The sequence below is a fragment of the Kordiimonas sp. genome, assembly GCF_048264555.1.
In the GTDB taxonomy this organism is placed as follows: domain Bacteria; phylum Pseudomonadota; class Alphaproteobacteria; order Sphingomonadales; family Kordiimonadaceae; genus Kordiimonas.
Genome location: NZ_JBLXCX010000006.1, coordinates 145,889 through 159,264, shown reverse-complemented (window position 1 = coordinate 159,264; position 13,376 = coordinate 145,889). Strand labels below are relative to the sequence as shown.

Genomic DNA, 13,376 nt, shown 5'->3' with positions numbered 1-13,376 from the left:
TTGTGGCGCTTAAAATATCCGGTCGTAGGTTACGAACGAATATGCTGGCGTATCAGCCTCAGCGGGATGGCTCTCTCGTGATGCCACGCCCCATTCAGCGTCACTGATCTCCGGGAAATAGGCGTCCCCCTCGGGGCTTAAGGCGACTTCCGTCACATACAGGCGATCAGCTTTGGCGAGAGCTTGCTTATATATCTGTGCGCCGCCAACAACCATCACTTCGTCCTCGCCTTCCGTAAACTTGAAGGCATCGTCAAGAGATGGTGCGACCTCAACCCCCTCATGGCTCCAGTCAGCATTGCGGGTCACAACAATGGTGCGTCTACCCGGGAGCGGTCTACCAATAGAATCAAAGGTTTTACGACCCATGATCATGGGCTTGCCCATAGTGGTGGCTTTAAAAAACTTCAGATCGGCCGGAAGGTGCCAGGGCAAGCCATTGTCTCGACCAATCAACCTGTTTTCACCCATGGCAACAATCATGGAAATCATGTCAAAACTCCTGACCCGTGTTTGTGCGGGGTATCATATCATGCCGTCATCGTCATCGTCGGTTTCCGCAACCTCTAGCGGCAAATGCGCACGAACTGTTGTGCCCACATTTGGGGTACTGCGCACGCTGATCTTGCCTTCCATCCGGTCAACCAGCTCGCGGCAGATCGCCAGTCCCAGCCCAACGCCACCATGCCGACGAGAGAGCGCTGTATCAACCTGGGTGAAACGGTCAAACAATGTGGACTGTTTTTCTTCCGGGATGCCAATACCGGTATCCTGCACCTCCAGCACCCAGCCTGCCTGCCCTGTGGGGAAGGGTTTGGGGTGAAGGCGGATAACCACACTGCCCGAGTTGGTAAACTTGATTGAGTTTGAACCGAGATTGATAAGAATTTGCCTCAAGCGCAGCTCATCACCAAAAATACGGTCTGGCATGTTATCAGCAAACTCTGAGAGCAGCTCAATGCCCTTGCCTTTCGCCTGCTGCGACATGAGCGCAATCGCGCGTTCAACAAGCGACCGGGTGGAAAGGACCTTATGCTCGATCCGGATTTTGCCCGCCTCAAGCTTCGCGAGATCAAGGATATCATTGATGATGGACAGAAGATGAGTGCCGCTCGCGTTAATGTCTTTGGAATACTCCACATACCGAGGGTCACCAATCGGCCCTAACGCCTGCTCCTGCAGGAGCTGAGAGAAACCAAGAATAGCATTGAGCGGGGTGCGAAGCTCATGGCTCATCGTGGCCAAAAACTCAGACTTGGCACGGTTTGCCGTTTCCGCGGACCGACGGGCTTCCTCGACGTCCTTATTCAAGTTTTGCAAGAGCTTGTAGTGCTGCTCCAGCTCCTCATGCGCTTCCTTGAGCGCGCGGGTACGCCGGTTCACGATATCAATTACCCGTTTGGCCCGCTGCGACTGTGACCAAACGATGAAAACCACAAGCCCGGTCAGGAGCAAGCTGACACTCGCGGCAATGAAGGCCGCGCTATAGTCAGCCTTAAACTGATCATAGGGTGCCCAGACCGCAACGCGCCACTTGTGGCTACCCACTTCCATTTCACGCACACTCACCCAGGGTTTTTCATCAGGCGACGGTGCTGCTTGTTCTGAAAGTTTCCAGTCAACAAGGCCCAGTGTTTGCTGAAATGCCCCATCCGCCCAGAAGGAGGAAAAAGTAGCGTTCAGCCCGGCCAACCGATCACTTTCAAGTGCGTATTGCACCATTCTCGGCAGGTCCACCAACTGGATAACCAGCCCCGTGGCGTTCTCTCGGCTACGGATGAATGGATAGGCGAGCAGAACACAGCCCTCTTTTTTGTTTTCAAGCTGCGGCAACAAAATCCCTGACGGTTTTCCGCTCGCCAGTGTTTCTTCAAAAAATGCGTTTATCTGGGCATGTGCACCAAAATCGAGGCCTCGCCAGCGCTCTGCCCGCTCCTTGTCATCCGACCAAGCGTAGAGAAACGGAAATGATCGGGCACCCATTGCCACGGGCATCTCTGTTTTCTGCGGTTTGCTGATCGCAAAGTCAGCCCCGTTTTTCTCCCGCGCATAGTCAAGGAACGCCGCCCGGTTATTGTCATTGACCGCAATAACAACTCCAACAACCTTGCGGTTGCGATGGAGCGCGCTTGATGCCTCGACCATACGGTTGAAAGTGACGCCGTTATATTCATCATAGGCTTCATAGTAGTGGAACAGGTCTTCCGCTGAGTTCAGCCCGTGAGCAAATTCACTCTTGATCCTGTTCACATATAGCGCTGTAGCAGACTGAAAACGCGCGCGGGCTTCATCATCGGCCGAGCGCACACTCTCTCGTGTTGCAGAGAAGGTGAGAATAGCGCCGATCAGTATGACCACAACAACAAGGGCCAACTGCTTCAAATCAATATCGTTATCGCGCGCCACTGTTTACTTAACCTACACAGCCACCGGGGCCTTGATATGAGGATGCGGATCATAATCGTCGATCCTGATATCGTTATAAGTGAAGGAAAACAGATCTTTCACATCTGGATTCAGCCAGAGCTTGGGTAGCGGCCGCGTCTCCCGGCTTAGCTGCAGGTCAGTCTGTTCAATATGGTTGCTATAGAGGTGCGCGTCCCCAAAAGTGTGAACAAAGTCCCCCACCCCGAGACCACACACTTGGGCCACCATATGGGTAAGGAGCGCATAGGACGCTATATTGAACGGAACGCCAAGGAACACATCAGCGCTACGCTGATAAAGCTGGCACGATAGCTTGCCATCCGCGACATAGAATTGAAACAAGCAGTGGCAGGGTGGTAACGCCATATGGTCAACATCCGCCACATTCCAGGCAGAGACAATCAATCGCCTGCTGTTTGGGTTGTTTTTAATCTGGTCAAGAAGCCCTGTGATCTGGTCTACACTCTCGCCGCTTGGTGTAGGCCAACTGCGCCACTGGTGCCCATATACGGGGCCAAGATCGCCATTCTCGTCCGCCCACTCATCCCAGATGGAAACACCATTGTCCTTCAGGTATTTCACATTGGTATCGCCAGCGATAAACCACAGTAGTTCATGGATAATGGACTTGAGGTGCAGCTTCTTTGTCGTGACCAGCGGGAAGCCTTCTTCAAGGTTAAACCGCATCTGGTGACCAAAAACGCTATAGGTGCCAGTGCCGGTACGGTCCCCCCGAAACACTCCCTCTTCCCTGATACGCTGAAGCAACGCGAGGTATTGCTGCATGGTGCCCCCTGAACAACTTTGACCGACATGAAAATAATCAACCAAAGCTATAGGACGTGGTCACTCCTGAGGCAATAGCCGGGAGCATGCAAACGGCATTTTATAGATGCTCTTGATCAGGAATATGACCACAGACCACCTTGGCCGCCCTAGGGAGGCAGCCAAACATGTTCACTGGATTTCTGCCGACGCTAGTGCTGCAGCGCAGGGCCATGCAGGTGCACATCGCGCCCCGAATGCCGACGCAAGATTTCAAGCGCACGGCTTTCCTGCTCTCGACTGCCGGTCCTTACCCACAATAGCAGCCCACCCAGTGCCTGCTCATTACGGATACGGCGCCTGCTTTCGCCAGCGCGGCGCGTGGCAAAATACCCACCACCAACAACGCCAATAAGGCCAAGGCCGACAGTCAGCACAATGGCTTCCCATGTTGCAAGCCCATGACCCGACGCGATCGCCGCACCCGCCAGTAGCAAGACATAGACCGGCGTTAGCACCATCACCATGAAACCGCTTGTTCGACTATCTTTGTCGACGAAGGCTTCGCGTGGCACACGGGCATCGTCCTCTAGCGCATTCACATTTTCAATCGGATGTTGGATCGCCGCTTCGATCACCGAAGGGTCAGCTGGCCTTGATATGGCGGCGTTGGAAAAGCCATGACATTCAAGGTCATCAACAGCTGATTGCATATCTTCTTCGGTATCAAACAAGGCAACGGCTTCTCGCAGGTTGCCTCTTGGTCCTACTCTGTCAGACCATTCCCAGTGTCCTTGCTCCGTCATGGTTTTTCTCCCATCACTTGTTCACAAGATGGAAGCATTATGCCACAAAACGAGAGCTTTCTCGAATCAGAAAAACAAGAGCCACCCTCGCCTTTATCCTTTAAATCGCCGCAAAGATTGCTTATATCCACTGTGCTGGGTTTCCAGCTATGGCGATAAACGGCGCATTGAGTACGTATTGCGGACCCGGGGGCAGTGCCCGGCGCCTCCACCAGGAACGGCCAGACTGTGTTCTGACCATTGCTGACGGGGGCGAACCAGGATCGACGTGTATCGAAAGATGTTTTGCCTTTCGCCCAGGATGGCACCGCTGTGATGGGCCACCTTAAATAAATGCTAACGACAATGACGTCGAGTTCGCTGTTGCTGCGTAAGCAGTCACAAGGACTACATTTATAAATTCCTGAGGGTTGACGCCTTCAGGTGGGGGTTGGGCCACCTAGCAACAGAACGGCCCACTTTTCTTCCTTCTACGCCCCGCCCTGATGATCATTTCGCGGACCTTTGGCGCTCGCTGAAATAAGAACCGCCGAGCGCGGGTCACCACTCCCGGCTCGGCGGTCTAAATCCCTATCCGGTGGTCCTGAATTTCCGGATAGAGACACCAGAGACTTACTAGATCAGCAGTAGCGCACCTCCGCAGGGGCATCATCCTGTGCACCATCAATCATGGCCTGTGTTTCGGCGTAGGTAAGCGCAAATAGAATATCTTCGTACGGCAGGCCCGCGATGGCATAAAGGAGACGGGCCACGGCCTGCTCAAGAATTGCCCGGCGGGTATTCAGGCCAATGGCCGTAATGGCATCCCCATGCGGTGCGCCAATGGCATATTCAACGCGCTCCACAATTGCTTCAACACGCGCAGGGTCAAGCTGCCCAAAAAGGAAGAAAAGCTGGTCCGCGGCCTTGTTAATAATCGACGGTTGAACTGGCCCGAGTTTGGTATCTGCTATTGTCATACTGCGATCTCCAACTGCTCTTCCTGCAGCGAGCTCACATGCAGCACACTGCCCCCAATCTTGCGGTTGCTAGCAACCGTTTTGTAGTCGCTCTCATTCAGGTCGATCAGGAAGGCAAGCACGACCTCCCCGTCAGATACCGACGGCAGGCCAAGCGGCGTGACATCCCATCCTGCTTTCAGGATCGTGGGAAACAGAACCATGCTCGCGACGCAGCTTACCTGCTTGATGTTGGATAGAAGCGCAAACTCATAAAGCCCGCAAACCAGCTCGGACACAGTACGATCCCGCTCCAGCATCAGGTGGCGCCCGGTCAAGCTATAGAAGCGGGAGATTTCCCACGTGGTTTCTGATGACGGTACACCCTCAGCACACAGCCCAGGGAACACTTCGCTCATCAAGTGTGGTTTGGTTGTAGGAAGCAGGCGCATGGCACCTTTGAGTTTGCCGTTATCATCTATGCACAGAAGATAAATGGTATCAGGACGGTCAAACTGGTCGCGCTCAATCCCGTCAGCGCAGTCCAGCGTCCATCCCATCTTCTCTACAAAGACATTGTAGCGTTGCTGCCAAAGCTCCCTCAGATACCCTTTGTATCTGGCTTTGTTATGAGCACCCACAACGTGGATCATATTTGCCTCCTTGGTGATCTCGGTGGCCTATATGATCGGTTTTCCCGCTTTGGTGGGCTATTAGCTAATCAGACTAGGTTTTTCCACCGCGTTGAATTTTAACTACCCTGAGTAGAAATTAGTCGCAAGAAACGCCTTCACTACTGCCTGCAAGCGTGTATGAACACCAAGCTTGCGCTTTGCATTCTCGATATGAGCGTGCACGGTTCGCTCCGCTATATGAAGGATGCTGGAGATTTCCCAGTCTGTTTTCCCTGCGGAGACCCAGCGCAGGCACTCAAGCTCCCGTGGGCTGAGCTCCTGACGGTCTGCGGCCGAACGCTGCCCCTCTTCCCCGAGTTTTACGGCCCGGTCATGCATGTAAACGCTCATCAGGTGTAAGGCATGTTCAACTGATGGATCAGTCTGACTATATTCACCTACGATGTTCACAGCCCCCGGATACGACCCCACCACATGGATGGGCACCGTCACCCCGTAAACCAGACCCGCATCCTCAGCTTCATCAAAAAAACGTTGCTGTTCCCCGGTGCGTCCCTTCACAACGGTTTCATTTTCCCAGTTGAACGGCATGCTGGTGCCAAGAGAAAGCTGAAGGATTTTATCAATCCTGTCGTATTTTTTCTCTAGGTAATATTTGGTCCAGTCGTCTGGGTAATGTGCAAGGAAGACAGCGTTTTCGGGCAAGGTGTCAAAAGCGACGCATGAGACACAGGCATAATGATCAAAGCCGAGGCGGGCCGTGCTTTTGTGAAACAGCCGTCCGAGACCTTCAAGGTCACCGGTCTTTTTAGCCGCCTCAATAAAATCCAGTGCAGTTTGAAAGCTTTGAAGGCTACCCATATCTGACCTTTCAAGCACGTCATCACAGCGCCACCTGTCAAGCAGCGCCTCTCTCACCAGCTCCCAACCTCAAACACAGAGAGGTTTATCTTCAATGCACGATTCCCCAATCGTGCATATCTTATAGCCCGCGGGGCTATGGTCAGTAAATTAAATTACTCAGGAAGGCTTTGACGACAGCCTGCACGCGAGAGTTAACCTCAAGCTTGGCCTTGGCTCCTTCGATGTGATTATGGACCGTGCGTTCTGCGATCGACAGAATAGCTGCAATCTCCCAATCCGTCTTACCCGCCGCCACCCATTGCAGACATTCACGCTCCCTCGGCGTGAGCCTGATGAGGGGGCGCATGGCCCGCTTCTCTTTTTTTGCGAGCCTAAGCGCCGCATCATGAAGATAGACACTCATGAGATGAATTGAATGTTCGGCTGCGGGGTCCACCTGCCGGTTGGCGCCAACGACATTCACCGCTCCGGGGAAAGACCCCACTATATGAATGGGAACCGTAATACCAAACAGCATGCCTTCGTGGTTGGTCGATTTTGCTTCAGTTTCCGGATCTGCAGAACTCGTCGGCGCGTTAAAAAGGGCGCCAGAACTATCCCAGTTGAAAGGCATATGCTCCTTCAATGAGACCTGCAAAATACGGTCCGTACGGCCAAAATGCTCTTCCAGATAGTGATTGGACCAATCGGCTGGATAATCGGCGATAAAAACAGCCCCTTCCGGCATAGAGCCAAACTCCACGCACGATATGCAGGCATAGTGATCAAAGCCAAGTGGGCGATAAGATTTCTGGAATGCAGCGCTAAGCGCCTCCAGCGTCTTGACCTTTTTAGACGCTTCAATGAATTCCACTGCTAACCGAAAATATTCGAGGTCCATACGCCAGTTTCGCTTACCAGTGTGTTGTATCAGCCATTAACAGGCTCCTCGCCCCATCCGTTTCTTTCAATTCACAGCGAGGTTCAATTATCGCTGGTGCATAGCCTAAGCTATTGAGGATTATCGAAGAAAAGCGCATCAAAGGAGCATATCGTCAATAGCATGAACCTTAGCGCCGAAAGCACAACGCAGAAACAGGTCTTTTTACACCAACTAGCGTTTTGCGATTATATAACACTCTATACGTTTAATTCTCTCCACTTTCTCAACCATTTTTTTTTGGCGATGCCCGTAAAAAGCCTGAAATATCCCTTCACCCCAATACGCCTTGGCATTATAAGAAGCCCAAACCGAGTGTATTGTAACGGGGAGCTTGGCCAGCATGTCAGATACTTATATCGATTATGATGCAAAGGTGCAGGAAGCACTTCGCGGCGTAGTTCGCGCGGTGTTGACCGATACCGAAAAAAACGGCCTGCAAGGCGAGCATCATTTCTATATCGCATTCAAAACCCAGGCTGAGGGTGTGGACATCCCCGCTCATCTGGTAAGCCGGTTCCCCGATGAGATGACCATTGTTCTCCAGCATAAATTCTGGGGCCTGAAGGTGGAAGAAGACCATTTTATGGTTGGCCTCTCCTTCAACCAAAAACCCGAACATCTGCGCATTCCTTTTGACGCGGTTGTTGGCTTTGTAGACCCAAGCGTTCAGTTTGCCCTTCAGTTCCATGACGACGCTGATTTTGATGATGAAGACGCTGATGCAGCGGACTTTGAAGACGTTTCAGAAGGCCCTATAGCTGACGTCAGCAGCCAGGATACTGCAGGTGATAACGAGCCGGCAGTCGAAGAGCCTGCTGCAAGCCAAGGCGGCACTCAAACCGGCACGGACAATGTGGTAACGCTCGACGCTTTCCGCAAAAAATAGAACAATTCCGCGCCGGCCATCGGCTCGGCGCCCTCCGTCAGCATAAAGAAAGAGACGTCCACCATGAGCGACTGGTCTTACAGCGATCTTTTCCAGGTTGGGAAGGATAAAACCCCCTATCGCAAACTCACGTCAGAATTTGTATCCACGATCGAGGTTGACGGAAAAGAGATATTGAAGGTTGCAGATGAAGGGCTCGAGCTTTTGGCGCGAGAAGCGATGTCAGATATCGCGCATTTATTGCGGCCCGGGCACCTGCAGCAGCTTGCGAATATCCTGAAGGATGAAGAAGCCAGCGAGAATGACCGGTTTGTCGCGAAGGAACTGCTCAAAAACGCGAACATCGCTGCCGGTCGCGTACTGCCCGGCTGTCAGGACACGGGCACTGCCATCATTGTCGGTAACAAAGGCCAGCATGTCTGGACGGAAGGCAATGATGCTGCCCCGCTGACCAAAGGGGTTATGCGTACCTACACCGAAACCAACCTGCGCTACAGCCAGATGGCACCACTTTCCATGTATAAGGAAGTGAACACCAAGAATAATACACCGGCGCAGATTGATATCTACGCGAATGAAGGCAACGAGTATAAGTTCCTGTTCCTCGCCAAGGGCGGCGGAAGTGCGAACAAGACCTTCCTGTTTCAGCAAACACCAGCCACGCTCCGCGAAGACCGCATGCTTGCTTTCCTGGAAGAAAAGATCAAAACCCTTGGCACCGCCGCCTGCCCTCCTTATCACCTCGCGATCGTCATCGGCGGCCTGTCAGCCGAGCAAAATCTCGCAACCGTAAAGAAGGCTTCCGCGCGATACTATGACGAACTGCCGACGGAAGGCGACGCCACAGGCCGCGCGTTCCGTGATGTTGAGATGGAAGAAAAAGTCCATCAAATGACTCAAAAGATGGGTATTGGTGCGCAGTTCGGGGGTAAATACTTCTGCCACGATGTGCGCATCATTCGCCTGCCCCGGCACGGTGCCAGCCTGCCGGTTGGTATTGGTGTTTCCTGTTCAGCGGATCGTCAAGCCAAAGGCAAGATCACCAAAGACGGTATTTTCCTCGAGCAACTCGAGACAGATCCCGCTAAGTACCTGCCAGAAGTGGCCGATGAGCATCTCTCGGAAGAAGTGGTGAAGGTTGACCTCAACCGACCCATGAAAGAAATACTGGCGCAGCTAACACAGTACCCAATCAAGACCCGACTTAGCCTATCTGGCACTATTGTCGTGGCGAGAGACCTGGCGCATGCCCGCATTCAAGCCATGATGGAAGACGGGGCTGAGATGCCCGCCTATTTCAAAGATCATATCATCTATTATGCGGGGCCTGCCAAAACACCTGAGGGATATGCCTCCGGCTCCTTCGGCCCCACCACTGCGGGCCGCATGGACAGCTATGTCGGACCATTCCAGAAACTGGGCGGCAGCATGATCAGCCTCGCCAAAGGCAACCGCTCCCGCGAGGTTACAAAAGCCTGTGGTGAAAATGGTGGTTTCTATCTTGGTTCTATCGGCGGTCCAGCAGCGATCCTCGCCAAAAACAACATCCGCAAGGTTGAGGTACTCGACTTTGAAGACCTGGGCATGGAGGCCGTGTGGAAGATTGAAGTTGAAGATTTCCCAGCCTTCATCGTGGTCGACGATAAAGGTAACGATTTCTTCAAAGACCTATAAGCCAAGGGCGTGCATCCATGACAGTGACCATCAGGAACGCCGTATCTGAAGCAGACCTCAAGGCGGCCTATAAGCTCATTACAGCGCTGGCCGCGCACGAGAATTCCAGCCACTACCTTAAAATCACGGAAGCCGCTTTCATCGAGGGCGCACTTGCACAGCCACCACGTTTTCATGTTGTGGTGGCTGAAGAGCTCGGTGCTGTTGTTGGCGTTATGACCTACACCAGTCGCTTCCATATCTGGTCTGGCAAGGATGTGCTTGTTCTTGATGATCTATATGTTGCCTCAACGGCCCGTGGCATGGGGCTTGGCAACAAGCTCCTTGAGGCCATTGGTGATATTGCCAAGAAGCGTGACCTGCCAGTTAAATGGCAGGTCAACACCGATAATGAGGGCGCAATCCGGCTCTATAAACGCATCGGGGCTGACTACTCTGAGCGCGGCATCTGTTTCTGGCGTCCGGAGAATATCGCCTGATTAGCCAAGTACAGCTCTCTTTGCAGCTTCAATCGCCTTAAGCGAACGATCAACGTCCGCTTCGGTCGTACGCCAACTTGATACACTGATCCGTATGGCGTGCCTGCCTTTCCAGACCGTGGGGCCGAACCAGCATTCACCCGAAGCTTCAACATGTGCGCGAATGGCAGCTAGCTCTTCAGCACTGCCTATGGTCGCCACCACCTGATTGAGCATCACGTCATTCAGAACGTCGAAACCGACCGTCCGCAGCCCCTCGGCAAACCGGCGGGCGTGAGCACAGCAGCGCTCAATCATCTCCGTGACCCCGCTTCGGCCTAATGTACGGAGCGCTGCCCAAACCTCCACACCCCGCGCGCGCCGGGAAAACTCAGGCACCATATCTTTCGGGGCATTCTGGCCATCTGCCCTGAAGTAGGGTGCGGTTGTCGCCATGGCCTGATGCAACATTGATGCATCCCTGCACAGCACAATGCCACAGTCATAGGGCGTATTGAGCCATTTGTGCGCATCAGTCGCAAAGCTATGCGCAAGCTCAATACCGGTGAAATAACGTTGATGGCTTTCCAGCAACTTAGCCCAGATACCGAAGGCGCCGTCCACATGCACCCAGGCACCAACCTTCTCAGCCTCGCGCGCGATTTCCCCTATCGGGTCGATAGCGCCTGTGTTCACGTTTCCGGCTTGAGTGCAAACAAGCGTCAAGGCATCCAATTCAGGCAGCTCATCAAAAATCATGGCACCGTTCGCATCCGTGGGTACCCTCACAACACGGTGTTTGCCGAAGCCAAGCATGGAGAGCGCTTTCTCAACGGTCACATGCACCTCTTCTGACACCACCACCTTGATCTCCGGCGCACCGTATAGGCCCTGCTCTTCAACGTTCCAGCCCGCTCGGGATAGCAGCGCGGTTCGAGCTGCAGCAAGCCCAGTGAAGTTGGCCATTGTTGCCCCGGTGGTCATGCCCACACCGGTGGCCTCCGGCAAACCAAAAAGATCAACGAGCCAACTACCCGCTACACTTTCAAGTTTCACACCTGTCGGAGAGTTCATCTCGGACGACGGGCTTTGATCCCATGCCGTGGCGATCCAGTTGGCCGCCACAGTTGCCGGAAGCGCACCTCCAACGACAAAACCAAAATAGCGGCTACCTGTCGTGACAGCCGTCGCAGGGCTGCCCACACGGTGCAGTAAATCGAGCGTGTTTTCCGCGCTTATGCCATGCGTCGGCATAGGTTCATCAAAATCCGATAGGCCCGCCAGTGCTTCAGCACTTGGGAAAACGGGCATGTCCGGCACATGCGCCAGATAATCCTGCGCCAACCGGGCAGCGTGCTGCAAATCGCGCTCGTACGTCGTGTCCATTAAACTATCTCGCTTATCATTGATTTGAACTTGCTGATGACGTCTTCATCGCGGCGATAAAACACCCAGCCCTTCTTTCGGGTTGGTATAATAAAACCAGCGTCTGTCAGCACCTTCAGGTGGCGTGCAGCTGTTGGCTGGCTCACTTCCAGCCGCTCTGTCAACCAGTTCGCACATACCCCATCGATGATGAGATCGCCGTCCACCTGAGGCGGAAAGTTCGCTGTAGGGTCTTTAAGAAGCTCCAGCACATACAAGCGTTTATCGCTTGCAAGCGCCTTGAGCCCCAGTTCCATATTCAAATGCATAGCCATATAGCTTAATTGCTATATGGCGATATTGTAATCAAGTGAGAACTATTGCCCGCAAAGAATAGGATTTCTTATTCGCCAGCCCCCAGAGGGCCAGGCAGCTAAATGCAAAGTTCAAAATCAGCGGTTGCGACAGAGACACCATTCACGAACAGCTCTAGCTTATGACTACCCTCATAATAGCGTCGTGTGGTTATAGGTTTGATCGCATGGCGGCGTGTAGCGCAGAGATGGCCACCCTGCAACTTGGCGTCCTTCCATTTAAAAACCTTGGGCGCAGTACCACCATTGGCTTTAACGAAATGGATTGCGTAATCCACCATCACAGGCGCTTTTTGAACTGGCGCTTTGATGATGGCCTCAAACTCAAGAGCTTCGCCAAAAACAACTTTTGGCGTGAGAAGTGATAAATCGCAAGTCAGGCCGGCCACAGGTTCATATCCAAAGGCGGCTAGTGTTTTCCCGTGCCCAGCTTTCAAAAGGGTCCTGCACGCGTGACGAACCAGACGGGTGCGGTTTATGGATGCATCTTTGAGCCAGTCATGGGCGATCTCGGCCACCATATCCGGGTGGTCCTTCGCGATGTCATTCAGACTGTTAGCGACGGAACGCCGAACATAGTCTTCCTTATCGTCCCTCAGCGCCTTGAGAAACGGGAGTATGGGAGCGGGATCAGCAACAAACTCACTCAGCCTCAACCCCCATGGCAAACGAGGGCGTGTGCCCTCACTCACAAGGCGCCTGACATGACGACTGCGGTCATCCACCCACCCATTGAGCACTGAAAGCGTATAGTCGCGATGTTCCACAAGAAACGGGCGGATCGCAAACTCGGCGGTAAACCGCTTGGTGACTTCCTTGAGGAGCGGCAAGGCCCGCTCCGGCGCACGCAACCCGCGATGGGTCACAAGATCAGTAATCGGCCATGCGGCAAAGCCCATCAACCCACTGCCGTCGAAAGTCAGCCCCTCTCCGCTCGGGTCTTCACTTTTATGAAGGCTGGCAAGCACAGCTTCTTCAAATTCATCAAACCCCGCAGGCAGTGTTTGGTCGAGCGCGTGCATGATCTGGGTAGCACGCTCCTTCAACTCAAGACCTTCCAGCTCCGCCGCCGCGAGGGTCACAAAATGCTTCCTGTCAAAGCGGGCTGGGCCACGATCAAAGATATCAGCAGTTTTCTCTATAAGGTCTTGATTAAAATAATTTTTAAAGGGTTCCATTGCCTGTCTCGCCGCCATCCGCATTTATTTGTTCTATATTTGTTCTTATTGTTTTCGCTGCATCACGTCAAGTAACTTGACCGG

General features: G+C 53.3%; 14 protein-coding genes and 1 other RNA gene. 4 read left to right on the top strand and 11 right to left on the bottom strand.

Annotated features, from left to right (window positions below; all coding sequences use genetic code 11):
• Positions 1-9: 9 nt before the first annotated feature.
• The 4 genes from ACN0XZ_RS15785 to ACN0XZ_RS15770 form a co-directional block, all read right to left on the bottom strand.
• Positions 10-492 carry a dihydrofolate reductase gene (locus tag ACN0XZ_RS15785; RefSeq protein ID WP_417458756.1) on the bottom strand — a complete coding sequence of 161 codons (483 nt, stop codon included), beginning with the start codon at positions 490-492 and terminating at the stop codon, positions 10-12.
• A gap of 33 nt (positions 493-525) precedes the next feature.
• Entirely contained in the window at positions 526-2,406 is a 1,881-nt protein-coding gene (locus ACN0XZ_RS15780; RefSeq protein ID WP_417458755.1) for an ATP-binding protein, read from the bottom strand.
• Between the two features lie 12 nt (positions 2,407-2,418).
• Positions 2,419-3,213, bottom strand: a complete 795-nt coding sequence (locus ACN0XZ_RS15775; protein ID WP_417458754.1) for a thymidylate synthase — start codon at positions 3,211-3,213, stop codon at positions 2,419-2,421.
• A gap of 191 nt (positions 3,214-3,404) precedes the next feature.
• Positions 3,405-3,998 (bottom strand): hypothetical protein, encoded by a 594-nt coding sequence (locus ACN0XZ_RS15770; protein ID WP_417458753.1) that lies wholly within the window; start codon positions 3,996-3,998, stop codon positions 3,405-3,407.
• A gap of 95 nt (positions 3,999-4,093) precedes the next feature.
• Here ACN0XZ_RS15770 and ssrA point away from each other — a divergent pair.
• Positions 4,094-4,458: a transfer-messenger RNA gene (gene ssrA / locus ACN0XZ_RS15765) on the top strand.
• Positions 4,459-4,618: 160 nt separating this feature from the next.
• On the opposite strand, the gene ACN0XZ_RS15760 is transcribed toward ssrA, so the two are convergent.
• The 4 genes from ACN0XZ_RS15760 to ACN0XZ_RS15745 form a co-directional block, all read right to left on the bottom strand.
• Positions 4,619-4,957 carry a hypothetical protein gene (locus ACN0XZ_RS15760; RefSeq protein ID WP_417458752.1) on the bottom strand — a complete coding sequence of 113 codons (339 nt, stop codon included), beginning with the start codon at positions 4,955-4,957 and terminating at the stop codon, positions 4,619-4,621.
• Complete coding sequence (locus ACN0XZ_RS15755; RefSeq protein WP_417458751.1) at positions 4,954-5,589, bottom strand: acyl-homoserine-lactone synthase; 636 nt, start codon at positions 5,587-5,589, stop codon at positions 4,954-4,956. The genes ACN0XZ_RS15760 and ACN0XZ_RS15755 overlap by 4 nt, the downstream gene beginning before the upstream one ends.
• Positions 5,590-5,691: 102 nt before the next feature.
• Positions 5,692-6,432, bottom strand: a complete 741-nt coding sequence (locus tag ACN0XZ_RS15750; protein ID WP_417458750.1) for a LuxR family transcriptional regulator — start codon at positions 6,430-6,432, stop codon at positions 5,692-5,694.
• A gap of 142 nt (positions 6,433-6,574) precedes the next feature.
• Positions 6,575-7,315: a helix-turn-helix transcriptional regulator gene (locus ACN0XZ_RS15745; RefSeq protein WP_417458749.1), complete on the bottom strand. Its 741-nt coding sequence runs from the start codon at positions 7,313-7,315 to the stop codon at positions 6,575-6,577.
• 382 nt (positions 7,316-7,697) lie between these two features.
• Between ACN0XZ_RS15745 and ACN0XZ_RS15740 the strand changes: the two genes are divergently transcribed.
• The 3 genes from ACN0XZ_RS15740 (at position 7,698) to ACN0XZ_RS15730 (ending at position 10,396) form a co-directional block, all read left to right on the top strand.
• The gene (locus ACN0XZ_RS15740) at positions 7,698-8,243 is read left to right on the top strand and encodes an SspB family protein (protein ID WP_417458748.1); all 546 of its coding nucleotides are present in this window, start codon (positions 7,698-7,700) and stop codon (positions 8,241-8,243) included.
• 63 nt (positions 8,244-8,306) lie between these two features.
• Positions 8,307-9,917 carry a fumarate hydratase gene (locus ACN0XZ_RS15735; protein ID WP_417458747.1) on the top strand — a complete coding sequence of 537 codons (1,611 nt, stop codon included), beginning with the start codon at positions 8,307-8,309 and terminating at the stop codon, positions 9,915-9,917.
• A 17-nt stretch (positions 9,918-9,934) separates the two neighbouring features.
• Entirely contained in the window at positions 9,935-10,396 is a 462-nt protein-coding gene (locus ACN0XZ_RS15730; RefSeq protein WP_417458746.1) for a GNAT family N-acetyltransferase, read from the top strand.
• On the opposite strand, the gene ACN0XZ_RS15725 is transcribed toward ACN0XZ_RS15730, so the two are convergent.
• The 3 genes from ACN0XZ_RS15725 to ACN0XZ_RS15715 all read right to left on the bottom strand — a co-directional run bounded on the left by ACN0XZ_RS15725 (position 10,397) and on the right by ACN0XZ_RS15715 (position 13,292).
• A complete protein-coding gene (locus tag ACN0XZ_RS15725) occupies positions 10,397-11,761 on the bottom strand; it encodes a pyridoxal phosphate-dependent decarboxylase family protein (protein WP_417458745.1) in 1,365 nt (454 codons plus the stop codon).
• Entirely contained in the window at positions 11,761-12,075 is a 315-nt protein-coding gene (locus ACN0XZ_RS15720) for an ArsR/SmtB family transcription factor (protein WP_417458744.1), read from the bottom strand. The genes ACN0XZ_RS15725 and ACN0XZ_RS15720 overlap by 1 nt, the downstream gene beginning before the upstream one ends.
• A gap of 98 nt (positions 12,076-12,173) precedes the next feature.
• Entirely contained in the window at positions 12,174-13,292 is a 1,119-nt protein-coding gene (locus ACN0XZ_RS15715; RefSeq protein WP_417458743.1) for a DNA alkylation repair protein, read from the bottom strand.
• Between the last annotated feature and the right edge of the window lie 84 nt (positions 13,293-13,376).